Below are 24637 nucleotides of genomic sequence, written 5' to 3' on the forward strand. Positions count from 1 at the left end.
CGGTCAGGCGGCGGCCGGCACCGGCCGCGGGTCGCGGATCGGCAGATGGACCAGCGCCGCGAAGATGGCGGCCAGGATGCCGATGATCCACATCAGGTCGTAGCTGCCGGTGCGGTCGAAGACCACGCCGCCCAGATAGGCGCCGGTGAAGCCGCCGACCTGATGGCCCAGGAAGACCATGCCGAAGATCGTCGCCAGCCAGCGCGTGCCGAAGTTGCGGGCGCAGAGCGCGACCGTCGGCGGCACGGTGGATAGCCACAGCACGCCCATCACCGCGGAGAAGGCCAGCACCGTCGCCGTCGTCTTCGGCGCCACGAAGAACACCGCCATCAGCACGGCGCGGCTGCCATAGATCAGCACCAGCAGCTCCCGCCGCCGCCATTTCTGGGTCAGCTCGCCGGAGACCAGGGAGCCCACCACGTTGAACAGCCCGATCAGGCTGATGGCGCCGGCGCCGACGAAGCTCGGCAGGTGGCAGCTGGCGACGAAGCCGGGCAGGTGCACCGAGAGGAAGCTGACATGCAGGCCGCAGACGAAGAAGCCGAAGAACAGGCACCAGAAGGAGGTGCTGCGCAGCGCCCGCTTCACCGTGGCGCCGGCGCTCTCCTCGACCTGGCCGTGCTGCAGCACCGGCGGCGCCGGCCGGTCCTGCAGCGGCAAGGCCAGCGGGATCATCAGCAGCGCCGCGCCGGCCATCAGGAACAGCGCGCCCTGCCAGCCGAAGCCGGCGATGCCGAGTCCGGCCAGCGGCACCACCAGGAACTGCCCGAAGGAGGAGCCGGCGGTGCCGAGCCCGGTCGCCCGGCCGCGCTGGCTCTCCGGCAGCAGCCGCGTCATGCTGGCCATGATCACCGGCATGCCGGCCGCGGAGACGGCGACGCCCATCACCAGCCCGGCGAAGAAGGTGAACAGCGGCAGCCCGTCGGACAGCGCCATGCCCAGCGTGCCCAGCGCATAGAGCGCGGCGCCGCCCATGATCACCACACGCCCGCCCAGCCGGTCGGCAAGCTGCCCGCAGATCGGCTGCGAGATGCCGTTGACCAGCACCTGCAGCGCGATGGCCAGCGCGAAGCCGCTGGCGCTCCAGCCATTGGCGGCGGTCATCGGCGCCAGAAACAGGCCGAAGGACTGCCGCAGCCCCATGGCCAGCGCCGCCGTCAGCACGGCGCCGATGACCAGGATCATCATGGGCGAGAGGCGCCAGCCGGGGGCGGCGGGCGAGGGGGGCGGGGCGGCCATGCGGATTTCCTCCAGCCGCGCGAAGGCCCGCGCGGGCCAGGAGAATGCGGAGCCCGCCGCGGCGAGGCAAGGTCACGCGGTGCATGGCGCCGGCCATTGTCCCCCCGCCGAAAGCATGGGAAGGGGGCGCATGCTCCGCGCCCTCTACGACCGCGTCCTCCGACTCGCCGCTCACCGCCATGCCGAGCGCTGGCTGGCCGTGGTCTCCTTCGCGGAGAGCAGCGTCTTCCCGATCCCGCCCGACGCCATGCTGCTGCCGATGTGCCTGGCGCGGCCCGAGCGCGCCTGGCGCTACGCCGCCATCTGCACCATCGCCTCGGTCGTGGGCGGGCTGGTCGGCTACGGCATCGGCTACTTCCTGTTCGAGGCGCTGGCCCAGCCGATCCTGACCGCCTATGGCCATGCCCAGGCGCTGGAGACCTTCCGCGCCTGGTTCGACCGCTGGGGCGCGGCGGTGATCCTGATCAAGGGGCTGACGCCGATCCCCTACAAGATCGTCACCATCGCCGCCGGCGCCGCCGCCTTCGATCCCTGGATCTTCCTGGTCGCCAGCATCGTCACGCGCGGCCTGCGCTTCTTCCTGCTGGCGGCCCTGCTGCAGCGCTACGGCTCGCCGGTGCGCGCCTTCGTCGAGAAGCGGCTGACCCTGATCACCACGCTGGTGGCGCTTGGCATCGTCGCCGGCTTCGCGGCGCTGAAGCTGCTCTGAGGCGCGCGGCCGCCGGGCGTCAGCCCAGCGCGGCCACCGCCTCCGTCACCGCCCTGGCATGGCCCGGCACCTTCACCTTGCGCCAGATTCGCGCGACCTTGCCTTGCGCGTCGATCAGGAAGGTCGCCCGCTCCATGCCCATGTAGGTCTTGCCGTACATCGACTTCTCGACCCAGGTGCCATAGGCCTCGGCCGCCTGCTTCTCCGCATCCGAGGCCAGCGGGAAGGTCAGCTTGTGCTTCCTGGCAAATTTCTCGATCGGGCCCATCGGGTCGGGCGAGACGCCGATCACCGTGACGCCGGTGGCGCCCAGCGCCGGCAGCGCCTCCTGGAAGTCGCAGGCCTCGGTGGTGCAGCCGGGGGTGTCGGCCTTGGGGTAGAAATACAGCACGAAGGGCGCGCCCTTCAGCGCCGCCAGGGAGACGCGGCCGCCGCCGCTGGTGGGCAGGTCGAAATCCGGCGCCTCGGCGCCTTCGGCGATGCTCATGCTGATCCTCCGCTCAGGGGCCCCAGGCGGCGCTCGAAGATGGCGCGCACCTGGCCAGCCTGTTCACGCATCTGCTGGCGCAAGGCCGTGACGTCAACCGCCGCCTGGCCGAGCAATGGCGCGGTTGCCCGCAGCATCGCCGCGGCGGTGGCGGCGGGCAGCGCCTCCTGCTTCCAGGGGCCGAGCGTCAGCCGCAGCAGCCCGAGCATGGTCCGCCACAGCCGGTCGGCGCCGATCAGCAGCTCCGCCTCCTCCTTCGGCAGCAGCCCGGCGCGGCCGAGCTTGCCCAAGGCGAGCCGGGTGGTCGGCGCCAGGATGCCCGGGTGGCGTTTGGCATGGGCGAGCTGCAGCGCCTGGGCGATGAACTCCACCTCGATCATGCCGCCCGGCATGGCCTTGATGTCCCAGGGGCCGTCGCCCGGCAGCTCGCGCAGCATCCGGCCGCGCATGGCCACCGCATCGGTGATGGCGTCTTCGCCGGCATGGCTGACGATGGCGTTCTTCACCGCGCTGGCGATGCGGCGGCGCAGCCCGGGCGGGCCGGCGACGCAGCGCGCCCGGGTCAGCGCCATCCTCTCCCAGGTCCAGGCATCCTCGGCATGGTAGCGCAGGAAGGAGGAGAGCGAGGTGGCGACCGGCCCCTTGTTGCCGGTCGGGCGCAGCCGCATGTCGACCTCGTAGAGCTTGCCCTCGGCGCCCGGCGCGGTGATGGCGGCGACCATCTGCTGCGCCAGCCGGCCGTAATAGGTGCTGACCGGCAGGCTGCGCGGCCCGCCGGCGCTCTCGGCGACCGCCTCGGGATGGTCGTAGATCAGCACGAGGTCGAGGTCGGAGCCCGGCAGCATCTCCTGTCCGCCCAGCTTGCCCAGCGCCACCACGGCGAGCGCGCCGCCCTTGACCTTGCCGAAGCGGCCGACAAACTCGCTGGTCACATGCGGCAGCAGGGCGGCAATGGCGGCATCGGCCAGGTCGCTGCGCGCGGCGCCGGCGGCATCGGCATCGATGACCGCCTCCAGCCCGGCGGCGTCGATCTCGAACTTGCCCTCGGTGACGAGGCGGCGGGCGCCGTCCAGCGCCTCCTCGAAGTGGCGCGCCTCCTTCAGCAGCGCCGGCAGCACCGCGGCGGCGCCGCCCGGCCCGCTGCCGGCCAGCAACCCTTCCAGCGAGGCGGGGTTGAGCGCGAGATGGTTGGCGAGGGCGGGCGCCGCGCCCAGAATGCCGGCGACCCGTTGCAGCAGCGCCGGGTTGCGCTGGAACAGGGAGAACATATGCACGCCGGCCGGCATCTGGGTCAGCACCGCGTCGAAGCGCGCCAGCGCCGCATCGGGTTCGCGCTGGCGGGCGAAGGCGGCCAGCAGCGCCGGCATCAGCAGGGTCAGCAGTTCCCGCGCCCGCTCGCTGCGGGTGGCGCGCGGCCGGCCGTGCAGCCAGCCGCGGATCATGGCGGCGATGCTGGCCGGGCTGGCGAAGCCCATCTCCCCCAGCGCGGCCAGCGTCTCGGGATCGTCGCGCGTGCCGGCGAAGCGCAGCCGCGGCCCGGCCTCCTCGCCGGTCGGCAGGCCAAGCGCCGGCTCGCGCTCGAACATCTGCGCGTAATGCTGCTCCACCCGGTTCAGATGGCCGGTCAGGCGGGCGGCGAATTCCGCCGTGTCGGCGAAGCCCATGAAGCTGGCGATGCGCGCCAGGCCCTCCGGGTCTTCCGGCAGGCGCTGGGTCTGCCGGTCGGCGACCATCTGCAGCCGGTGCTCGACATCGCGCAGGAAGACATAGGCATCGGCCAGGTCGGCTGCCGCCCGGCGGTCGATGCGGCCGGCGCCGGCCAGGGCGGCCAGCGCCCCCAGGGTGGTCGGGTCGCGCAGTCCCGGATCGCGCCCGGCCCAGATCAGCTGCAGCACCTGGGTGGTGAACTCGATCTCGCGGATGCCACCGCGGCCGAGCTTCACGTCATGGCCGGCCACCTGCACCTGGGCATGCGCGCCGCGCCCGCCATGCGCCGCATGGATCTGCCGCTTGATGGCGTGGATGTCGGCGATCATCGCGAAATCGAGGTGGCGGCGCCAGACGAAGGGGCGGATCTCGGTCAGGAAGCTGTCGCCCAGCGCGCGGTCGCCGCCGACCGGCCGGGCCTTGATCATCGCCGCCCGTTCCCAGTTCTGCCCCATCGATTCGTAATAGGAGATGGCGGTGGGGATGCCGACCGCCAGCGGCGTCGCCGCCGGGTCTGGCCGCAGCCGCAGGTCGGTGCGGAAGACATAGCCGCCGGCGGTGCGCTCCTCCATGAGCTTGACCAGGTCGCGGGCGATCCGGACATAGATGCTGCCCGCCCGTTCCGCCTCGATGGCGGCGGCCAGCGGGTCGTAGAGCACCATGAGGTCGATATCCGAGGAATAGTTCAGCTCGCCGCCGCCGAGCTTGCCCATCCCCAGCACCACCAGGCCGGAGCCGCGCGCGACGCCCTTCGGGTCGCGGGCGCCGCCGCGCGGCAGCCGCAGCTCGCCGCGCGCCGCCGCCTCGCGCAGCAGATGCGCGCAGGCATAGTCGATGGCCGCCTCGGCCAGCGCCGAGAGCGCGCCGGTGACGCGGTCCAGCGGCCACTGGCCGGAGAGATCGGCCGCCGCGATCAGCAGCGCCGCCTGCCGCTTGGCCTGGCGCAGCAGGCCGGCGACCGCGGGACGCGCCGCATCCGGATCGGCGCGGCCCAGCGGGTCGAGGGCAAGCGCGAAGGCCTCGTCCGGCCCGCGCTCGGCAAAGCGCAGCAGGGTGGCGCTCTCGCGCTCGGCGAGCTCCGCCAGATAGGGGCTGTGGCCGCCCAGCGCACCGAGCAGCGCGCCGCCGGCGGGGCTCTCGGCGAAGCTGCGTTCGGCGGCGCCCCGCTGGCCGAAGGCCTCGATCAGCCGGCTGGCGGCGTCGCGGTCGAAGGGGGTGGGCAGGGCGGCGGGCAGGGTGCTGGCGGACATGATGGAGAAGCCAATCCATGCCGGGGGTAGGCGGTCAAGCCCTGCGTTTCTGCGGCTGGCTCGGCCGGCTGCTGATCGGCCTGGCGCTCATCGCCGGGCTGGGCGCCGGTGCCCTCGCCTGGCGGCTGTCGCAGGGGCCGCTGCACCTGCCGGTGCTCGCCCGCATGGTCGAAAGGCTGAATGTCGAGCCGGGCCTGACCGTCGGTGACGTCGCCATCGCCTGGGCGGGTTTCCGCCAGGGCACCGGCTCGCCGCTGGAGCTGCGGCTGTCGGATGTTCAGCTGCGCGACGCCGCCGGCTCGCTGCGCCAGGTACTGCCGGATGCCCGGGTCAGCCTGGCGCCGGGGCGGCTGCTGCGCGGCCAGGTCACCCTGCTGCGCATCGCGGTAGAGCGGCCGAGCATCCTGCTGGAACGCGACGCCCAGGGCGGCATCAGCCTGGCGATGGGTCGCATCACCGCGCCGGCCCTGCCGGGCGATGTGGCGGGGCCGCCGATCGAGGATCCGGCCGCCGACCAGTCCGGCGGCGGCGACGTGCTGTCCGACCTGATCGGCAACCGGGATCCGGCCAGCCCCTTCGCCGCGCTGCGCGAGGTCGAGATCACCGAGGCGCAGCTCACCGTGCTCGACCGCCAGCTGGACATCACCTGGCGGCTGCAGCGCGTGGCGCTGCGGCTGCGTCGCCTGCCGGGCGGCAACGGCCTCTCCGGCCAGGGCAGCGCCGAACTGGTGCTGCCGGGCCCGGGCAATGTGCTGCCGGTGCATCTCGCGGGCAGCGCCCAGGGCGAGGGGCCGGTCTTCGAGGGCAGCCTGTCGCTGCCCAACCTCGAGCCGGCGCGGATCGCCGCGCTGCTGCCGGCGCTGGCGCCGCTGCGCCTGGTCGATGGCCGCGCGACGCTGGATCTCGCCGGCCGCTTCGACGGCCGCAACCCGCAGGCGGCGCCCGAAGTGTCGCTGCGGCTGGCGGCCGGGCCGGGAGGGGTGACGCTGAACGGCCAGCGCACCGGCTTCGCCGCCCTGCTGCTGCAGGCGGAAGGCACGCCGACGGCGCTGACGCTGCAGCGGCTGCGGCTGGAGCTGCCGCCGATCGCCCGGGAAACCGGCAGCCAGACCAGCCCGCCGGTGCTGGAGGCGCATGGCCAGGCGGCGCTGCGCGACCATCGCTGGCGTGCCGGGCTGCAATTCACCCTCGACCAGCTGCAGGCGGCCGATCTCGGCGCCTACTGGCCGCAGGGCGTCGTCGCCAATGCCCGCCACTGGATCGTCGAGAACCTGACCGGCGGCACGCTGCGCGACGGCCGCTTCTCGCTGCAGGCGGAGGCGGGCGCCGATCTCGCCGGCTTCGCCGTGACCCAGCTGGACGGGACGCTGCGCGCCGAGGGGGCCACGGTGCACTGGTTGCGGCCGATGGCGCCGCTCGAGGGCATCAACGCGACCGCGCGGTTCAGCCTGCCCGAGATCAGCATCCAGGTGGAGCAGGCCCGGCAGTCCGGCACCGCCCTGACCAGCCCCGGCGCCACCATCCGCTTCCATGCCCTCGACACCGCCCAGGAACAGGCCGAGATCGAGGCGCGGCTGCGCGGCCCGGTGCCCGACCTGGTGGCGCTGATCCGCCATCCGCGACTGAAGCTGTTCGAGCGCCGCCCGCTGGACCTGAAGGAGCCCGGCGGCCAGCTGGAAGGCACGCTGCACCTGGCCTTTCCGCTGCTGGAGGACATCCCTTCCGAGGTGCTGAAGGTGGCGGTGCAGGCGCGCATCACCCAGATGCGGCTGGCCGACGTGGTGATGGGCAAGCGGCTCGAGCGCGGCACGGCGGAGCTCAGCGTCGACAACAGCCGGCTGCGCGCCAGCGGCAATGCGCAGCTTTCGGGCATCCCGACGCGGCTGGAGGTGGAGATGGATTTCCGCCCCGGCGCGGCCAACCAGGTGGTCGAACGGATCCGCGCCGAGGCCCGCCCGGATGCCGCCCGCATCGCCGAGTTCGGCCTCGACCTCGAAGGCTTCGTGGCCGGGCCGGTGGGCGTGCAGGCGGTGATGGAGAAGCGCCGCAACGGCGAGACGCGGGTCGGGCTGACCGGCGATCTGGGCGCCAGCCGCATGAGTGTCTCGCCCTTCGCCTGGAGCAAGCCGCCCGGCGTGCCGGCCAGCGCCCAGGCCGAGCTGCGGGTCGCCGGCGAGGCGCTGCGCGCGGTGGAAAGCTTCCAGGTCGAGGCGCCGGGGCTCTTCGCCCGCGGGCAGGTGGCCTTTGCCGGCGCCAGCCGGGTGGAGCGGATCGATCTGTCGGAGCTGCGGTTGCAGCAGAGCCGGCTGACCGCCGAGGCGCGGCCGCCGGCCACCGCCGGCGGGCCCTGGCGGTTCCGCGCCTCCGGCCCGGTGATGGATCTCGGCCCCAGCCTGGCCGAGCCCGAGCGCCCCGGCGCCGCCGCGGCCGAAGGCCCGCCAATCAGCGTCGAAGGCCATTTCGACCGGGTATTGCTGGGCGAGGGCCGCGCGCTGACCGCGGTGCAGGGACGGGCGGCGGCCGATGCGCGCGGCGTCTGGCGCGAGGCGCGGGTCACCGGCCAGGCCGGTGGCGCCAATGGCGGCTTCGACATCACCGTCACCCCGGTCGGCAATGCGCGGGATCTGCGGCTGAACGCCTCGAATGCCGGCGCCCTGCTGCGCGCCTTCGATGTGCTGCAGACGCTGGAAGGGGGCCGCCTGGCGGTCACCGGGCGCTGGGCCAGCAACCTTCCCGGCGCCGTGCTGACCGGCAATGCCGAGATGTCCGATTTCGCGGTGCAGGAGGCGCAGGGCGCCGGCAAGCTGCTGCAGGCGCTGACCGTCTATGGCGTCTTCGACGCGGTGCGCGGCACCGGCCTCAGCTTCTCCCGCATGGTGGCACCGTTCTCGCTGACGCCGGAGGCCCTGCTGGTGCGCGATGCCCGGGCCTTCTCGCCGTCGCTCGGGGTCACCGCCAAGGGCAGCATCGCCCGCCATGCCGGGCCGATCGACCTCGAGGGCACCATCGTGCCGGCCTATATGCTGAATTCGCTGCTGGGCCAGATCCCGCTGCTGGGGCGGCTGTTCAGCCCGGAGCAGGGTGGCGGCCTCTTCGCCGCGACCTGGCGGATGCGCGGACCGGCGGCGGATCCCGCGGTCAGCGTCAATCCGCTGGCGGCGCTGACGCCCGGCTTCCTGCGCGGCATCTTCGGCGGCAACCAGGGCAGCGTGCCGCCGGGACCGGCCCAGTAGCGACGCCGACACCGCCTCAGAAGGCGGCGCAGGCCTGGCGCACCGTCAGCAGCACGGCCTCCTGGCGGTGGCGCTGCCGCCAGGCCTGGGCGAGCGGCGCCACGCGCTCGGCCAGGGCGGCGGCATCCGTGCCGGGCAGCAGCAGCATCAGGTGCTTGCTGGCTTCGCGGACCACCTGGCCATCGGCGCTGCGCCATTGGCCGACGCTGTCCTCGACGGTCAGCCCCTGCGGGAAAGCCGGGGTGACCACCTCGGCCAGGAAATCGTCCCAGTCGGCGGCCGGCACCAGGCCGCCGCCGGGCAGGCCGCGCCCGAAGAACAGCTCGGCCACGCTGGCCGGCGCCAGCCCGGGCGGGCAGGGGCTGCAGGCCACCAGCAGCGGCAGGAGCGCCAGGGCGCCGAGCCGCAGGCCCGGACCCCCTTCCTGACATCGCACTGTCGGGCGGCCGCGCCGCGCCCTTCCGCGCCGCAGCGGCAGCCCGAACGCCATCAGGGGCGGATCAGCACATGGCGCTTGCGGCCGGCCGAGAGCTTGGCGGCACCGTCGCGCAGATCCGCCGCCGTCACTTCCTGGGCCTCGTCGCTGACCGCGGCGTCGTTCAGCTTCAGCCCGTTCTGCCGGATCAGCCGCCGCGCCTCGCCCTTGCTGGCGGCGAAGCCGGCCTGCACGGCCAGGTCGATCACCGCTGCCGGCAGGCTGGCGGTGATGCTGGGCAGGCTGTCCGCCGCCTGGCCTTCCTCGAAGGCGCGGCGGGCAGTCTCGGCAGCGAGCTCGGCGGCCGCGCGGCCGTGCAGCAGGGCGGTGGCCTCGGTGGCCAGCACCTTCTTGGCCTCGTTCACCTCCGAGCCGGCCAGCGCGCCCAGGCGCCGGACCTCGTCCATCGGCAGCTCGGTGAACAGCGCCAGGAAGCGGCCGACATCGGCATCCTCGGTGTTGCGCCAGAACTGCCAGTAGTCATAGGCCGCCAGCCGGTCGGGATTCAGCCAGACCGCGCCGCCGGCGGTCTTGCCCATCTTGGTGCCCGAGGCGGTGGTCAGCAGCGGGGTGGTCAGGCCGAAGACCTCGGCGCCGTCGCAGCGCCGGTTCAGCTCGACCCCCATGATGATGTTGCCCCACTGGTCGGAGCCGCCCATCTGCAGCCCGACGCCGTGCCGGCGCTGCAGCTCCAGGAAGTCGTAGGACTGCAGCAGCATGTAGTTGAATTCGAGGAAGGAGAGCGGCTGCTCCCGGTCCAGGCGCAGCTTGACGCTGTCCATGGTCAGCATGCGGTTGACGCTGAAATGCCGGCCGATGTCGCGCAGGAAGGGGATGTAGAGCAGCTTGTCGAGCCACTCGGCATTGTCGAGCATCATCGCGCCGCGGCCCGGCGCGAAGTCGAGGAAGGCGTCGAAGGTGCGGCGGATGCCGGCCTTGTTGACCTCGATCTGCGCGTCGTTCAGCAGTGGCCGGGCATCGTCGCGGAAGGAGGGGTCGCCGATCTTGGTGGTGCCGCCGCCGAGCAGGGCCACCGGGCGATGGCCGGTCTTCTGCAGCAGCCGCAGCAGCATGATCGACAGCAGATGGCCGACATGCAGGCTGTCCGCCGTGCAGTCGAAGCCGACATAGGCGGGAAGCGGGCCCTGCTTCATCCGGGCGGCCATCGCCGCCTCGTCCGTCACCTGGTGGATATAGCCACGCTCGCGCGCGACATGCAGAAACTCGTCGGTCATCGCCAATGCCCAGTTGTGGCCCTGGGGGGACTTCCCCCGGGACTGCGGCCCTAGCACAGTAGGAGGATGCTGCGAACCATCGGGCTGATGAGTGGCACCTCGCTGGATGGCGTGGATGCCGCATGGGTTGAGACGGACGGGGAGAGGATCGGGCGGATCGGGCCGAGCCTGACCATGCCCTATGACCCGGCGCTGCGCCGCGACCTGCGCAAGCTGCTGGACCTGGCCGAGGCCATGCTGCCCGACGATCCCTTCCTGCAGGATTGCGAGCGCAGGGTCACCGAGCGCCATGCCGAGGCGGTGCTGAAGCTGGGGCTGGAGGCCGATCTGCTGGGCTTCCACGGGCAGACCATCCTGCACCGGCCGGTGGCGGGGAAGCCGGGCGAGGGCCGCACCTGGCAGATCGGCGATGCGGCGCTGCTGGCGCGGCTGACCGGCATCGCGGTCGCGCATGATTTCCGCAGCGCCGATGTCGCCGCCGGCGGGCAGGGCGCGCCGCTGGTGCCGGTGGTGCATGCGGTGCTCGCCGCCGCGCTGCCCAAGCCGCTGGCAATCCTGAACCTCGGCGGTGTCGGCAATGTCACCTGGATCGGCCGTGACGGCCGGCTGATCGCCTTCGACACCGGCCCGGCCAATGGGCCGCTCGACGACTGGGCGCGGCGGGCGACCGGCGCCGATTACGACAAGGATGGGCGGCTGGCGCTGGCCGGCCAGCCGGATGGCGCGATGCTCGGCCATTTGCTGGCGCATCCCTATCTGCAGGCGCCGCCGCCGAAATCGCTCGACCGGCTGGATTTCGACCGGGCGCTGCGCGATGCCGGGGCGTCCGGCCTGTCGCCGGCGGATGGGGCGGCGACGCTGGTGGCCTTCTGCGCCTGCGCCGTCGCCGCCGCCGGGCGGCATTTCCCCGAGCCGCCCCTGCAATGGCTGGTCGCCGGGGGCGGGCGCCGCAACCCGGCGCTGATGCGGGCGCTGGCCGGTGCCCTGCCGGAGCCGGTGCGTCCCGTCGAGGTCGCCGGCTGGGATGGCGATGCGCTGGAGGCCCAGGCCTTCGGCGTGCTCGCCGCCCGCGTCGCCCATGGCCTGCCCTTGACCTTCCCCGGCACCACCGGCGCGCCGCGGCCGCTGACCGGCGGCCGGCTGGTCACGCTCAGCCCGGCCTGAATGAGCCCAGCTTGAATGAACCGGGCCTGAACGCGAAAGGGGCCGGGAGGCGATCGCCCCTCGGCCCCTTTTCGGCAGGCTTGCCAGCGAAGGGTCAGTCCGCCGCCATCGCCATCCGCGCACGGTTCAGCATGGTGTGCACATGGTCCTCGGCCGCCGCGGCGACCCGCTCGGTCTGCTCGGCCGTGAAGACATGGCCGGCGCCTTCCTGAACGCGATAGTCGATCTTGATGCCGCGCTGGGTGTTCAGCTTGTCGACCAGCTTGCGCACCGAGGCCTCGGGCACCAGCTCGTCCTCGGCGCCGTGCAGGATCAGCCCCGAGCAGGGGCAGGGCGCCAGGAAGCCGAAATCGTAATGGCTGGCGGGCGCCGCGATGCTGACGAAGCCGCCGATTTCCGGCCGGCGCATCAGCAGCTGCATGCCGACATAGGAACCGAAGGAATAGCCGGCCACCCAGAGCATCGAGGCGTTCGGATTGACCGCCTGCAGGAAGTCGAGCGCGGCGGCCGCGTCCGAGATCTCGCCGATGCCGCCGTCGTAGCGTCCCTGGCTGCGCCCGACCCCGCGGAAATTGAAGCGCAGGGTGGAAAAGCCCATGTTTTCGAAGCGCTTGTACAGCGCGTGGACCACCCGGTTGTTCATCGTCCCGCCATGCAGCGGGTGCGGATGCAGGACCAGCGCCACGGGGGCATTGGGCTGCTTCGCGTGATGGTAACGACCCTCAAGCCGGCCATCCGGCCCGGCAAACATCACTTCAGGCATCGTCCCCTTGCATCCAGTGCGGTGGGCGCGGCAGCGCCCGGTTGGGAAACCATGAGGCCCAGTCGACCGCGTCGGCGGCATCCGGGCCGGCCAGGGCATGACCCTCGGGGCATGACCCCGGCGGGAAGAAAAGGGGCGGGCAGGGGAAGGGGCTGGTCCTGGCCGAATGGTTGACGCCATCGGTCGGGATCAATAGCCTCGTCCCTCGCGACACCATGTCGCGGCAGTCCGGCTCCCATCATGCCTTTGACGTCCCGGGGCAGGCCTCCGCTCCCCGCGACAGGGTCAATATAGGCAAGCGCGCGCCGCTTTCATAACGGATTATGGCATGCCCCCCCTGTTGGCGTGGTTACGCCCTCTTGAGCGCAGGTATCGCACTGCGCTTGCACTTCCCGAAATCTGAGCCATGCGCCTTTCTACACGGGGGCGATACGCCGTCATGGCCCTGGTCGAGTTGGCCGCGCGCATGCGAGACCGTCAAAATACCGATGACTGCCATGCGCCCTGTGCGCCGAAGGGAGACCGTCCGGTCAGCCTGACGGAGATCGCGCAGGCCCAGATTCTCTCCGTGGCCTATCTGGAGCAACTTTTTGCAAGGCTGCGCCGGGCCGGGCTTGTCGATTCGGTCCGTGGACCGGGCGGGGGCTATCGTCTGGCCCGGCCGGCCGAGGCCATCGCCATCGGCGAGATCATCGAGGCGGTGGACGAGCCGATCACCGCGACCCGCTGCTCGGAGGGAACGCCGGGCTGCCTCTCCGGCAACCGCTGCCTGACCCATGACCTCTGGCATGAGCTGGGCGAGCAGATCAGGCTCTTTCTGCTGAACACTTCGTTGGCCGATGTGGTCGAGGGCCGGGTCTGCGGCCGCGCCCTGCCGCCGGCCGCCTATCGCGACCCCGAAGACCCCGCATGACGCTCTACCTGGATGCCAATGCCACCGAGCCGCTCCGCCCCGCCGCGCGGCAGGCGGTGCTGGAGGCGCTCGACCTGCTCGGCAATCCCTCCTCGATCCATGCCGAGGGCCGCGCGGCCCGGGCGCTCCTGGAAGGGGCCCGCGGCCGGATCGCGGCCCGCTTCGGCGGCCGGGCCCGCGACCTGGTCTTCACCGCCGGCGCGACCGAGGCCAATGCCCTGGCCCTGCTCGGCCTCGGTGCCGGGCGCCGGCTGCTGGCCGGGGCCACCGAGCACCCCGCCATCCTGCGCGCCGTGCCCGGCGTCGAGATCCTGCCGGTGCTGCCCGACGGCCAGCTCGACCTGGCCGCGCTGGCCGCGGCGCTGGCCGGGGGGCCGCCGGCCCTGGTCGCGGTGATGGCCGCCAACAACGAGACCGGCGTGCTGCATCCGCTCGCCGAGATCGCGGCGCTGTGCCGGCAGCACGGCGCGCTGCTGCATGTCGATGCGGTGCAGCTGGCCGGGCGGCTGCCGCTCTCGCTGGGCGCGGTGGGGGCCGACTCTTTGGCGCTCTCGGCGCACAAGCTGGGCGGGCCGAAGGGCGTAGGGGCGCTGCTGCTGCGCCCCGGGCTGGAGGTCGCGGCGCAGTTTCCGGGCGGAGGTCAGGAACGCGGCCGGCGGGGCGGCACCGAGGCCCTGCCGGCGATCGCCGGCTTCGCCGCCGCGGTGGAGGCGCTCGACCCCGGCGAGGCCGACCGCCTGGCCGCGCTGCGCGACGCCATCGAGCAGGGCGCTGGCCTGCCGGTCGCCGGCGCTGGCGCCCCGCGCCTGCCGAACACCAGCTGCCTGGTCCTGCCCGGCATCGCCGCCGAGACCCAGGTGATCGCCCTCGATCTCGCCGGCATCCGGGTGTCCTCGGGGGCGGCCTGCTCCTCCGGCAAGGTCGGGCCCAGCGGCGTGCTGCTGGCCATGGGCCTGGGCGCGGAGGCGGGCTGCGCCATCCGGGTCTCCCTGCCCTGGAACGCGCCGGCCGATGCCGCCGACCGCTTTCTCGCCGCCCACGCCGCCATGCGCGCGCGCCTGACCGAACGCCGCGCCGTCTGACGGGGTGCGTATCGCAGGGCGATGACCGGCGTCCCGCCGATACCGGCGATCGCCCGAATCTGCTGTTGCCAGCAGGAAGGATGCGAAGCCCGGGGGCGGGGCTGGTGGCCGCGGGGGGGCGTGCTAGCGTCGTCGCCACGAGTCCGGGTCCACCGGACCGCACGGCGCTTCACTCCTGCGAGGATGCTTCCCCGATGCCCGACCCCACCCTGATGGCGCAGCTGCGCCAGGCCGTGGACGCCAATTTCGACGCCGAGATCGGCTTCCTGCAGGAGCTGGTGCGCTTCCCCAGCCTGCGCGGCCAGGAAGCGCCGCTGCAGGACTGGATGGCGCGGCAGATGGCGCAACGCGGCTATGCCGTGGACCGCTTCACCATGGCCGAGACCCCGCTGGCCGCCCATGCCAAGGCCAGCCCAATGGTCGATGTCGACCCCGCCGGCTCGGTCCAGGTGGTCGCCACCCGCCGCGCCCGGAACCCCACCGGCCGCAGCCTGATCCTGCAGGGCCATATCGACGTGGTGCCAGAAGGCCCGCACGAGATGTGGACCTACCCGCCCTACTCGGCGACCCTCCGCGACGGCTGGATGTATGGCCGCGGCGCGCATGACATGAAGTCGGGCGTCGCCTGCATGGTCTGGGCGCTGGAGGCGCTGCGCAGCGCCGGCCTGGAGCCCGCCGCCGATGTCCATGTCCAGACGGTCACCGAGGAGGAGAGCACCGGCAATGGCGCGCTCGCGACCCTGGCGCGCGGCTACCGCGCCGAGGCCTGCCTGATCCCGGAGCCGACCGGCCATACCCTGACCCGGGCCCATACCGGCGCCGTCTGGTTCCGCATCCGGGTGCGCGGCGTGCCGGTGCATGTCATGCATGCCCAGACCGGCAGCAACGCCATCCTCTCCGCCCTGCACCTGATCCAGGCGCTGCAGGCGCATACCCGAGCGCTGAACGTCAAGGCGAAGGAGCACCCGGTCTTCGGAATCGTCCCCGATCCCATCAAGTTCAACCCCGGCATCATTCGCGGCGGCGACTGGGCCAGCTCGACCCCGGCCTGGTGCGAGGTGGATTGCCGCATCGGCCTGCTGCCCGGCACCGAGGTCTCGGACGCCATGGCGGGGGTGGAGCGCTGCATCGCCGAGGCGCGGGCCGGCGACACCTTCCTGGCCAACAACCCGCCCGAGGTCATCTGGCACGGCTTCCAGGCCGATGGCTTCGTCCTGCCCGAGGGCAGCGAGGCGGAGAAGGTGCTGGGCACCGTCCACCACCAGGTCTTCGGCGAGACGATGGGCGAGCGCCGCAGCACCGCGGTGAACGATACCCGCTTCTACGGCCTGTATTACGACATGCCGGCGCTCTGCTACGGCCCGTCGGGCGAGGGGGCGCATGCCTTCGACGAGCGCACCAGCCTGGAGAGCATCCGCCAGACCACTTTGGCGATCGCCGCCTTCATCGCCGACTGGTGCGGCGTGCGCGAGATCGGCCAGGCCTGACGGTCCCAGTCAGGGGGGCACTGGGCCGGGTGACTGCCCGGTGCTCCCTGCCTTGCAGACCCGAGGCTTCCGCACTTCCACCCCGACGGCCCCCGGCCCATATTCACGCCATGGCCGCCGTGAACCGCCCTGTCTATCTGGATAACCACGCCACCACGCCGTTGGATCCGCGCGTGCTGGCGGCCATGCGGCCCTGGTGGGAAGAGAACTTCGCCAATCCGCACAGCGTCGAGCATGCGCTAGGCCGCGCCGCCGAGGAGGCCGTCGAGGCCGCCCGCCGCCAGGTCGCGGCCCTGATCGGCGCCGATCCGCGCGAGATCGTCTTCACCTCCGGCGCGACGGAGGCGAACAACCTGGCGATCAAGGGCGCTGCCCGCTTCGCCCGCGACCAGGGCGACCCGCGCCGCCGGCTGATCGCCCCGGTCACCGAGCATAAATGCGTGCTCGAAAGCCTGCGCGACCTGGAGGCCGAGGGCTTCGAGCCCATGCTGCTGCCGGTCGGCCCCGACGGGCTGCTGGCGCCGGAGACGCTGCGCGCGGCGCTCGAGGTGCCGACCCTGCTGGTCTCGGTGATGGCGGTGAACAACGAGATCGGCGTCGCCCAGGACCTGGCCGGGCTGGCCGCCATTGCCAAGGAGGCCGGCGCGCTGTTCCATTGCGATGCGGCCCAGGGGGCAGGGCGGGTGCCGCTGGATGTCCAGGCGCTGCCGGTCGACCTTCTCTCCCTCTCTGGCCACAAGATCTATGGCCCCAAGGGCATCGGCGCGCTCTATGTCCGCCGCCGTCCGCGCGTGCGGCTCGCGCCGCTCTTCTCGGGGGGCGGGCAGGAGCGGGGGCTGCGCTCGGGCACGCTGCCGGCGCCGCTGCTGGTCGGCTTCGGCGAGGCCGCCCGCCTGGCCGCCGCCGAGGCCGCGGCCGACGAGGCGCGCATCGCTGTCCTGCGCGACCGGCTGCTGGACCGGCTGCGGGTCGGGATCCCGGGGCTGCAGGTCAATGCCGCCGCCGCGCCGCGGGTCGCCGGCAACCTGAACCTGACCTTCCCGGGCGGCGTCTCGGCCCAGGCCATGCTGGCGGCCATGCCCGAGCTTTGCGTCTCCACCGGCTCGGCCTGTTCCTCCGCCGAGATCGAGCCTTCCTATGTGCTGCGGGCCATCGGGCTGGACGCGGCCGCGGCGGGCGCGACCTTGCGGATCGGCATCGGGCGCTTTACTTCGCGGGACGATGTGGATAACGCGGCCTCCCTGCTGGCGCGCGCATGGACCCACGCGCTTTCCCTAACCCGAGATGCGGCGGAGTAGACGAACGGCGATGCCGAAGATGACCTTCATCGAGCGCGACGGATCGCGCCGCGAAGTCGAGGCCCCGCTTGGCCTTTCCGTGCTCGAGATCGCGCACAAGCACGATGTCGACATCGAGGGCGCCTGCGAGGGCAGCCTCGCCTGCTCGACCTGCCATGTCATCGTCGACGCCGACTGGTTCGAGAAGCTGAAGGGCCCAACCGAGGACGAGGAGGACATGCTCGACCTCGCCTTCGACCTGCAGGAGACCTCGCGCCTCGGCTGCCAGCTGATCATGACCGAGGAGCTGGACGGGCTGGTCGTCAAGCTGCCCGCCGGCACGCGCAACGCCGGCTGAGCGGGAGACGGCCATGTTCGCCCCGCCCTACGGTGCCCCCGATGGCCTGCTGCACCGTCTGCGCGGGGCCGCCGCCGGGCGCTGGGATGCCTATTGCTGGCATCCCTTCGTGCAGCAGCTGGCCGAGGGCAGCCTGCCGCTGCCCGCCTTCCGCCGCTACCTGACGCAGGACTGGCTGTTCCTGATCCAGTTCGCCCGCGCCAAGGCGCTGGCGGCCTTCAAGGCCGAGAGCCTGGAAGCGCTGCGCGGCAAGGCCAGCTCGCTGAATGCCCTGCTGGCCGAGATGCAGATGCATCTGGGCTATTGCGCCGAATGGGGCCTGGCCGAGGCCGATGTGCTGGCCGAGCTCGAGGCGCCGCAGACCGTCGCCTATACCCGCTGGGTGCTGGATCGCGGCATGGCCGGCGACATCCTCGACCTCGAGGTGGCGCTCGCCCCCTGCACCATCGGCTATGGCGAGATCGCGCTGCGCATCGCCGCCCATCCGAGGCGCCGGCGCCAGGGCAATCCCTATGAGACCTGGATCGAGACCTATGCCTCGCCGGGCTACCAGGCGCTGGCGCGCGGCGCGGCCGAGCGGCTCGACCGGCTGGGCGAGACGCATGGCGGCACCGCCCGCTTCGCCTCGCTCTCGGCGACCTTTTCGGAAGCCGCCCGGCTGGAGGCGGATTTCTGGCAGATGGGGCTGGACGCCGCGTCATGAGGGTTCTGGTGGCCATGTCCGGCGGGGTCGATTCCTCGGTCGTCGCCGGCCTGTTGAAGGAGCAGGGGCACGAGGTCATCGGCGCCACGCTGCAGCTCTATGACCATGGCGCCGCGATCGAGAAGAAGGGCGCCTGCTGCGCCGGCCAGGACATCCACGACGCGCGCGATGTCGCCGACCGCCTGGGCATCCCGCATTACGTGCTGGACCGCGAGCGCCGCTTCCGCGACGCGGTGATCGAGGATTTCGCCGAGGCCTATGCCCGCGGCGAGACGCCGATCCCCTGCGTCCGCTGCAACCAGACCGTCAAGTTCCAGGATCTGGTGCTGCTGGCCCGCGACCTGGGCTGCGACGCCATGGCCACCGGCCATTACGTCCGCCGCGTCGAGGGGTCAGAGGGGCCGGAGCTGCACCGGGCCGCCGATTCGGCGCGCGACCAGTCCTACTTCCTGTTCGCCACGACGCGCGAGCAGCTGGCCTTCAGCCATTTCCCGCTCGGCGGCTATGCCTCCAAGGCGGAAGTGCGGGCGGAAGCCGTGCGGCTCGGCCTGGCGGTGGCGGAGAAGCCCGACAGCCAGGATATCTGCTTCGTGCCGCAGGGCAGCTATGCCGAGCTCGTCTCCAAGCTGCGCCCCGAGGCGAGCGAGCCCGGCACCATCGAGCATGCCGATGGCCGCGTGCTGGGCACGCATCGCGGCATCGCGCGCTACACGGTCGGGCAGGGGCGGGGTCTCGGCCAGGCCTCGCGCGATGGCGAGGAAGCCCTCTATGTCACCGCGCTGGATGCCGCGCGCCGGCGCGTGGTGGTGGCGCCGCGCGGCGCCCTGGCCTCGCCCGAGGTGCGGGTGGGCGAGGTCAACTGGCTGATCGCCCCGCCGGCGGCGCCGATGCCTTGCCAGGTGAAGCTGCGCGCGCGCGAAGTGCCGCAGCCGGCCATGGCCTTCTGGGATGCGGCCACCGCGGTCCTGCGCGTGCAGCTGGAGCAGCCGGCGATTGCGGCGCCGGGCCAGGGCTGCGTGCTGTATGACGGCGATCGCGTCCTCGGCGGCGGTTTCATCCGGCGTGCCGCGCAGACGGTTGACAGCGCAGGCCGGGCCGCCTAAACGGCGCCACCCGGTTGGCAAGCCCGATCGGAAACTTCTGGCGGTGTAGCTCAGCTGGTTAGAGCACGGCACTCATAATGCCGGGGTCGGCGGTTCAAGTCCGCCCGCCGCTACCAGATCGAAGGCTGCGGTTCCCTGACGGGACCGCAGCCTTTGTCGTTTCAGGCCATGCTGTTGCCGGGCCCAGGCTCAGCGGCGGCGGTAGCGAAGCACGCTGGCGCCGGCTGCGAGATGCGGCAGCGGCAGGCCATGCCGGTGCCGGTAAGCCTCGGCATAGGCGGCGCGTTCCAGCGCCTCGCATTCATCGAGATAGCGCAGCAGGCTGCGCAGCGCCCGCTCCGAGCTGGCATGCTTGCGGCGGAAGCGGCGCCACAGCGTCAGGGCATTGACCGCCCAGGCATCATAGGCGTGTTCCTGGAGGCGATGGCGGATCGCCGGCGGCAGGGCGTCGAAGGCCGCCCAATCATCGCCCGACAGGCGGGTCCAGATCCGGGGGCGTTCGGTGACATCATTCGTCGGAAAGGAGAGCATGATAGGTATATTATAACATTGCATTTGAGGCGTCAGCAGAGTGGGAATGATCATCACGATTCCGTGATTTCGGTCTTGAGGAACCAGAAAGTTGAATGCTAGGAATCGCGCATTGAGAGGCCCCGGGGGGGGGCGGGGCGGTGCAAGAGGGCGAAAGCCATGTGGTTGCAGCGCTTCTTTGGCAGCCGGCCGTCGGCCGGCGCTGGCCTTCCGATAGGCTCCGCGGCGTCGCGGCACGGCGAGCGGATCCCGGCTCCCGGCTTTGCCGAGGAACTTCGCACCTTCGAGCCGGGGCGGCTCGATCCGATGCGGCCCGCCGCCGGCCTGTCCTCCCGCAGCCTGTCACGCGGCCCTGCCGCCGAGCCGCGTTCGCGCACGGCGGCGCCGGTGCCGTTCCCCTCCACCGGACCGCAGGGCCATCGCGGCCGCATGCGCAGCCGCCTGCTGGAGCGCGGCCCCGGCGGCCTGGCGGATTACGAGGTGCTGGAGATGCTGCTCTTCCTCGCCTTCAAGCAGGGTGACACCAAGCCCTTGGCCAAGTCGCTGATCAACCGCTACGGCAGCTTCGCCCGGGTGATGACGGCGCCGCAGCAGGAGCTGCTCGAGACCCCGGGGCTCGGCGAGCACAGCGTCACCGCGATCAAGCTGGTGCAGGATGCGGCGATCCGCCTCAGCCGCGCCGAGCTGGCTGAGCAGCCGGTGCTGAACAACTGGGACCGGCTGATGGCCTATCTGACCGCCGCCCTGTCGCGCGAGACGGTGGAGCAGTTCCGCGTGCTGTTCCTCGACAGCCGCAACCGGCTGCTGGCCGACGAGGCCCAGGCGCGTGGCACCGTCAACCACACGCCGGTCTATCCGCGCGAGGTGATCAAGCGCGCGCTGGAGCTGCATGCCACCGCGCTGATCCTGGTGCACAACCACCCGAGCGGCGACCCGACGCCCAGCCGTGCCGACATCGCCATGACCACCGAGATCCGCAGCGCCGGCGAGCTGCTGGCCGTGGTGGTGCATGACCACATCATCGTCGGCAATGGCCGCCAGCTTTCCTTCCGCCGCGAGGGTCTGCTGTGATCCTGCGCATCGCCGATCGCGCTGCGCTACCCGGCCGTTGCATTCGCGCGGCCATGGGTGTTCTTCCGAGCCAGTCCTTGGGGGAGACATCCGCATGCCCGGCTTCCGCGCCACCCTTGCCTGCCTGGCCCTGGTCCCGGCCCTGGCCTTGCCCGCGACGGGGGCCGCTGTCGCGCAGACGCTGCGCATCGGCCTCTCCGCCGAGACCACCTCGGCCGATCCGCACAACTACGCGCTGACGCCGAACAACACGCTGCGCCAGCATGTCTTCGAGGCGCTGACCGATATCGACGCCGATTTCGAGGTGCAGCCGGCGCTCGCCGTCAGCTGGCAGCGCGAGGACGACACGAGCTGGGTCTTCAGGCTGCGGCCCGGCGTGCGCTTCCACAACGGCCAGGCGCTGACCGCCCGCGATGTCGTCTTCAGCTACTGCCGCATCCTGAACAACGAGGCGGAGGTGGTGCAGTCCTATTCCCGCCTGGTGCGCCGCATGGCCCGGGTCGAGGCGGTCGATGACCAGACGGTGCGGATCGTCACCCGCGAGGCCGAGCCGCTGCTGCTGAACGATCTCAGCAGCCTGCCGCTGCTGCCGCACAGCCTGATCGGCGAGGCGAAGCTCGACTTCGCCGCCGGCGAGAAATGCGGCTATGCCGGCGCCTGGCCGACGGCGGCGCAGTTCAACGACACCAGCGCCGCCATCGGCACCGGCCCCTATCGCCTGCGTGCCTATAGCCGCAGCGCGGCCACCGAGCTGGAGCGCTTCGACGGCTATTGGGGCCCGAAGCCGCATTGGCAGCAGGTGCGGCTGACCCCGGTGACCGCCGCCGGGCCACGCCTGGCCGGGCTGCTGGCCGGCGACCAGGACCTGATCGAAAGCCCGGCCACCGGCGACCTGCCGCGGCTGCGCGGCAATGCTTCTTTCACGGTCTCGGCCCGGCCGACCACGCGGCTGATCTTCCTGCAGCTCGACACCGCCCGCGCGCCCAGCCCCTTCGTCACCGCGCCCGATGGCCGCAACCCGCTGCAGGACGCCCGCGTCCGCCAGGCGCTGTCGCTCGCCATCGACCGCAGGGCGGTGCAGGAGCGGGTGATGGACGGCATCGCGACGCCGGCCGCGCAGTTCCTGCCCGATGGCATGGTCGGCACCATCCCTGACCTGCCGGTGCTGCCCTATGACCCCGCCCGCGCCCGCGCCCTGCTGAAGGAGGCCGGCTATCCGGATGGCTTCAGCCTGACCTTCCACGCCACCAACAACCGCTACATCAACGATGCCCGCCTGGCCCAGGTGCTGGCGCAGTTCTGGCAGCGCATCGGCGTCAAGGTCGAGCTCGACGCCATGCCCAGCTCGGTCTTCTTCGGCCGCCGCGGCAAGCGCGAGTTCAGCGTCGCCATGGGCGGCTGGTCGGCCGATGCGGCGGAGACGCTGATGTTCTTCCGCAGCTGGCTGATGTCGACCGATCGCGCCCGCGGCCTCGGCACCAGCAATTACGGCGGCTGGTCGGAGGCCCGCTTCGACGCCCTGTCGAACCAGGCGATGGCGACCATGGACCAGCCCGCCCGCGCGGCCCTGCTGCGCCAGGCGAGCGCGGTCGCGCTCGAGCAGATGCCGGTGATCCCGGTGCATTTCGAGAATGCCGTCTGGGCCTTCCGCAAGGGGCTGCGCTATGCCGGCCGGGTCGACCAGACCACCAACGCGGCCGAGGTGATGCCGGCCGAATGATGCCGGTGCCGCGCCGCGCTCTGGCCGCCTGCCTGGCTCTGGCCGGCGGCGCAGCGCAGGCGCGTCCGATTCCCCGTCAGCGCAGGCTGACCGTCCAACAGGATCCGTCGATGTCCTTCTCCGAGACCCTGGCCCAGGCGCTGGCCGCGCCGGGCCGCCAGGCCATTCCCTTCACCGACGCGGCCGGCGAGGCCGGCCGGCCGCTGGTGCTGCACACCTACCGCGCGCCGGGCGTCACGCCGGACAGCCCGGTGGTGATCGTCCAGCACGGCATGGGCCGCAATGGCGACGAGTACCGCGACTTCTGGATCGAGGCGGCCGATCGCCACCAGCTGCTGATCGTCGCCCCCACCTTCAGCAACGATGCCTATCCGGGCGCCGAGCTCTACAACAACGGCCATGTGCTGGACGCGGCGGGCGCAGTGCGGCCGCGCGAAGAATGGGGCTATGCAGTGCCGGCGCGGGTCTTCGGCTGGCTGCGCCAGGCCGGCATCACCCGGCGCGAGCAGGCGCATTTCTTTGGCCATTCCGCCGGCGGCCAGTTCGGCCACCGCATGGCCGCGACCCAGGATCTGTCGCCCTTCGCCGCCATCGCCGTCGGCAATCCGGGCTGGTACACCCTGCCGGACCTGGCCAGGGCCTTCCCGGCGGGCATGGGCGGGATCGGCCTGGGCGAGGCGGCGCTGGCCGCGCTGCTGGCCTATCCGCTGCTGATCCTGGCCGGCGAGCAGGACATCGAGACCTCCGGCCCCAGCCTGCCGGCCCAGCCGGAGGCGGTGGCCCAGGGGCCGCACCGCTATGCCCGCGCGCACACCTACCTGGCCGCCGGCCAGGCCGAGGCGGCGCGCCGCGGCATCGCCTGCAATTGGCGCCTGGTGAGCGTGCCGCATATCGGCCACGACGGCGCCGCCATGTCGCGCGTCTGCGCCAGCCTCTGGTTCGAGGACCGGCTGCCGGCCGAGGCGACCCTGGCCGCCTGGGGGAAGGGCAGCGGCGCGCTGTAAACCACGCAGGCGCCTGCTGGCTGGCGATCCGTCGTTCTGTTGATTGACAATTATCACCAAATTTGTTGGTGTATTTTTCAATCAACGTCCGATGGACCTGCCCAGCCATGACCAAGCTCTTCGTCATCCACGAGAACCCGCAATGGCTGCCGCCGCTGGCCGCCGCTTTCGACCAGATCGGGCTGCCCTGGGCCGAGCTGGACCTGTCGCGCGGCGTCTTCGACCTGAGCAGCGCGCCGCCCGAGGGGGTGTTCTACAACCGGATGAGCGCCTCCTCGCATACCCGCGGCCATCGCTATGCCGCGGAGCTGACGGCCGGCGTGCTGGCCTGGCTGACCCGGCATGGCCGCCGCGTGGTCAACGGCCCGGCGGCGCTGGACCTGGAGATCAGCAAGGTCCGGCAATATGCCGCGCTGGAGCGGGCAGGCTTGCGGATTCCACGCACCATCATGGTGCAGGATGACAATGCCGCGCTGATCGAGGCGGCGCGCCGTCATTTCGCGCCGGGCCCGGTCATCCTGAAGCCGAACCGCGGCGGCAAGGGGCTGGGCGTGCGGCTCTTCGCCTCGGTCGAGGCGCTGGAGGCGCATCTGCAGGATGCCCCGGCCGAGGAGGCGCCGGTCGACGGCATCTGGCTGCTGCAGGACTACATCCGCGCGCAGCGCCCGGTGATCACCCGCGCCGAATTCGTCGGCGGCCGCTTCGTCTATGCGGTGGAGGTCGACACCACGGCCGGCTTCGAGCTCTGCCCCGCCGATGTCTGCGCGATCGAAGGCCAGGCGGCGGGCGACGCCTTCTGCCCGGTCGGCACGGCACCGGCGGCAGCAGCCGCGCCGCGCTTCACCGTGCTGAAGGAGGGGATCGAGGCGCCGCTGCGCAACCGGCTGGAAGCCTTCCTGGCGGCCAGCGGCGTCGACGTCGCCGGGATCGAGTTCATCCGCGACGCCGCGGGCCAGCCGCTGGTCTACGACGTGAACACCAACACCAACTACAATGCCGGGGCCGAGGAGGTTGCCGGCATCGCCAATACGCCGCGCTCCGGCCCCGGGGCGCTGGCGGCCTTCCTCGCCGCCGAGCTCGGCCACCGGCAGCAGAAGGCAGCCTGACCGCGACGGACGGCCGGAGA

21 protein-coding genes and 1 tRNA gene are annotated in these 24637 nt (G+C 72.1%); 15 read left to right on the plus strand and 7 right to left on the minus strand.

Annotated elements, in window-relative coordinates; all coding sequences use genetic code 11:
- Window positions 1–3: 3 nt before the first annotated feature.
- Window positions 4–1239 (minus strand): MFS transporter, encoded by a 1236-nt coding sequence (locus tag WFI16_RS21590; protein WP_419899924.1) that lies wholly within the window; start codon window positions 1237–1239, stop codon window positions 4–6.
- Between the two features lie 130 nt (window positions 1240–1369).
- On the opposite strand from WFI16_RS21590, the gene WFI16_RS21595 reads away from it, so the two are divergent.
- The gene (locus WFI16_RS21595; protein ID WP_419899925.1) at window positions 1370–1948 is read left to right on the plus strand and encodes a YqaA family protein; all 579 of its coding nucleotides are present in this window, start codon (window positions 1370–1372) and stop codon (window positions 1946–1948) included.
- Window positions 1949–1967: 19 nt separating this feature from the next.
- On the opposite strand, the gene bcp is transcribed toward WFI16_RS21595, so the two are convergent.
- Together bcp and WFI16_RS21605 are read right to left on the minus strand one after the other, a co-directional pair.
- Entirely contained in the window at window positions 1968–2435 is a 468-nt protein-coding gene (bcp, locus tag WFI16_RS21600; protein WP_419899926.1) for a thioredoxin-dependent thiol peroxidase, read from the minus strand.
- Window positions 2432–5392 carry a bifunctional [glutamine synthetase] adenylyltransferase/[glutamine synthetase]-adenylyl-L-tyrosine phosphorylase gene (locus WFI16_RS21605; protein WP_419899927.1) on the minus strand — a complete coding sequence of 987 codons (2961 nt, stop codon included), beginning with the start codon at window positions 5390–5392 and terminating at the stop codon, window positions 2432–2434. The genes bcp and WFI16_RS21605 overlap by 4 nt, the downstream gene beginning before the upstream one ends.
- 17 nt (window positions 5393–5409) lie before the next feature.
- On the opposite strand from WFI16_RS21605, the gene WFI16_RS21610 reads away from it, so the two are divergent.
- Window positions 5410–8625, plus strand: a complete 3216-nt coding sequence (locus WFI16_RS21610) for a YhdP family protein (protein WP_419899928.1) — start codon at window positions 5410–5412, stop codon at window positions 8623–8625.
- A gap of 16 nt (window positions 8626–8641) precedes the next feature.
- Here the strand turns inward: WFI16_RS21610 and WFI16_RS21615 are convergent, their stop codons facing one another.
- On the minus strand, window positions 8642–9115 hold the full coding sequence (locus tag WFI16_RS21615) for a DUF3574 domain-containing protein (protein WP_419899929.1): 474 nt from the start codon (window positions 9113–9115) through the stop codon (window positions 8642–8644).
- Window positions 9115–10335, minus strand: a complete 1221-nt coding sequence (gene tyrS / locus WFI16_RS21620; protein ID WP_419899930.1) for a tyrosine--tRNA ligase — start codon at window positions 10333–10335, stop codon at window positions 9115–9117. The genes WFI16_RS21615 and tyrS overlap by 1 nt, the downstream gene beginning before the upstream one ends.
- A gap of 69 nt (window positions 10336–10404) precedes the next feature.
- Here tyrS and WFI16_RS21625 point away from each other — a divergent pair, with 69 nt between their 5' ends.
- Window positions 10405–11499, plus strand: coding sequence for an anhydro-N-acetylmuramic acid kinase (locus WFI16_RS21625; protein WP_419900001.1), 1095 nt, complete (start codon window positions 10405–10407; stop codon window positions 11497–11499).
- A 94-nt stretch (window positions 11500–11593) separates the two neighbouring features.
- Here the strand turns inward: WFI16_RS21625 and WFI16_RS21630 are convergent, their stop codons facing one another.
- Entirely contained in the window at window positions 11594–12262 is a 669-nt protein-coding gene (locus tag WFI16_RS21630) for an alpha/beta hydrolase (protein WP_419899931.1), read from the minus strand.
- 439 nt (window positions 12263–12701) lie between these two features.
- On the opposite strand from WFI16_RS21630, the gene WFI16_RS21635 reads away from it, so the two are divergent.
- The 8 genes from WFI16_RS21635 to WFI16_RS21670 all read left to right on the plus strand — a co-directional run bounded on the left by WFI16_RS21635 (window position 12702) and on the right by WFI16_RS21670 (window position 19301).
- Complete coding sequence (locus WFI16_RS21635; protein ID WP_442970719.1) at window positions 12702–13175, plus strand: Rrf2 family transcriptional regulator; 474 nt, start codon at window positions 12702–12704, stop codon at window positions 13173–13175.
- Window positions 13172–14257 carry a cysteine desulfurase family protein gene (locus tag WFI16_RS21640; RefSeq protein WP_419899933.1) on the plus strand — a complete coding sequence of 362 codons (1086 nt, stop codon included), beginning with the start codon at window positions 13172–13174 and terminating at the stop codon, window positions 14255–14257. The genes WFI16_RS21635 and WFI16_RS21640 overlap by 4 nt, the downstream gene beginning before the upstream one ends.
- A 194-nt stretch (window positions 14258–14451) precedes the next feature.
- Entirely contained in the window at window positions 14452–15744 is a 1293-nt protein-coding gene (locus WFI16_RS21645; RefSeq protein WP_419899934.1) for an ArgE/DapE family deacylase, read from the plus strand.
- Window positions 15745–15854: 110 nt separating this feature from the next.
- On the plus strand, window positions 15855–17042 hold the full coding sequence (locus tag WFI16_RS21650; RefSeq protein WP_419899935.1) for a cysteine desulfurase family protein: 1188 nt from the start codon (window positions 15855–15857) through the stop codon (window positions 17040–17042).
- A 10-nt stretch (window positions 17043–17052) separates the two neighbouring features.
- Complete coding sequence (locus tag WFI16_RS21655; protein WP_419899936.1) at window positions 17053–17379, plus strand: ferredoxin family 2Fe-2S iron-sulfur cluster binding protein; 327 nt, start codon at window positions 17053–17055, stop codon at window positions 17377–17379.
- Window positions 17380–17392: 13 nt separating this feature from the next.
- The gene (locus WFI16_RS21660; RefSeq protein WP_419899937.1) at window positions 17393–18082 is read left to right on the plus strand and encodes a TenA family protein; all 690 of its coding nucleotides are present in this window, start codon (window positions 17393–17395) and stop codon (window positions 18080–18082) included.
- A complete protein-coding gene (mnmA, locus tag WFI16_RS21665; protein ID WP_419899938.1) occupies window positions 18079–19185 on the plus strand; it encodes a tRNA 2-thiouridine(34) synthase MnmA in 1107 nt (368 codons plus the stop codon). Before WFI16_RS21660 ends, mnmA begins: the two co-directional genes overlap by 4 nt.
- Window positions 19186–19224: 39 nt before the next feature.
- A tRNA-Met gene (locus WFI16_RS21670) sits at window positions 19225–19301 on the plus strand.
- 73 nt (window positions 19302–19374) lie between these two features.
- On the opposite strand, the gene WFI16_RS21675 is transcribed toward WFI16_RS21670, so the two are convergent.
- On the minus strand, window positions 19375–19716 hold the full coding sequence (locus WFI16_RS21675) for a DUF6525 family protein (RefSeq protein ID WP_419899939.1): 342 nt from the start codon (window positions 19714–19716) through the stop codon (window positions 19375–19377).
- 306 nt (window positions 19717–20022) lie between these two features.
- Here WFI16_RS21675 and radC point away from each other — a divergent pair, with 306 nt between their 5' ends.
- From radC to WFI16_RS21695, 4 genes are all read left to right on the plus strand, one after another.
- Window positions 20023–20787 carry a RadC family protein gene (radC, locus tag WFI16_RS21680; RefSeq protein WP_419899940.1) on the plus strand — a complete coding sequence of 255 codons (765 nt, stop codon included), beginning with the start codon at window positions 20023–20025 and terminating at the stop codon, window positions 20785–20787.
- A gap of 94 nt (window positions 20788–20881) precedes the next feature.
- The gene (locus tag WFI16_RS21685) at window positions 20882–22507 is read left to right on the plus strand and encodes an ABC transporter substrate-binding protein (protein WP_419899941.1); all 1626 of its coding nucleotides are present in this window, start codon (window positions 20882–20884) and stop codon (window positions 22505–22507) included.
- Between the two features lie 110 nt (window positions 22508–22617).
- A complete protein-coding gene (locus WFI16_RS21690) occupies window positions 22618–23511 on the plus strand; it encodes an alpha/beta hydrolase (RefSeq protein WP_419899942.1) in 894 nt (297 codons plus the stop codon).
- A 107-nt stretch (window positions 23512–23618) separates the two neighbouring features.
- The gene (locus tag WFI16_RS21695; protein ID WP_419899943.1) at window positions 23619–24617 is read left to right on the plus strand and encodes an ATP-grasp domain-containing protein; all 999 of its coding nucleotides are present in this window, start codon (window positions 23619–23621) and stop codon (window positions 24615–24617) included.
- Window positions 24618–24637 lie beyond the last annotated feature (20 nt).

This window comes from Roseomonas sp. USHLN139 (assembly GCF_037145735.1).
Classification (GTDB): domain Bacteria; phylum Pseudomonadota; class Alphaproteobacteria; order Acetobacterales; family Acetobacteraceae; genus Pseudoroseomonas.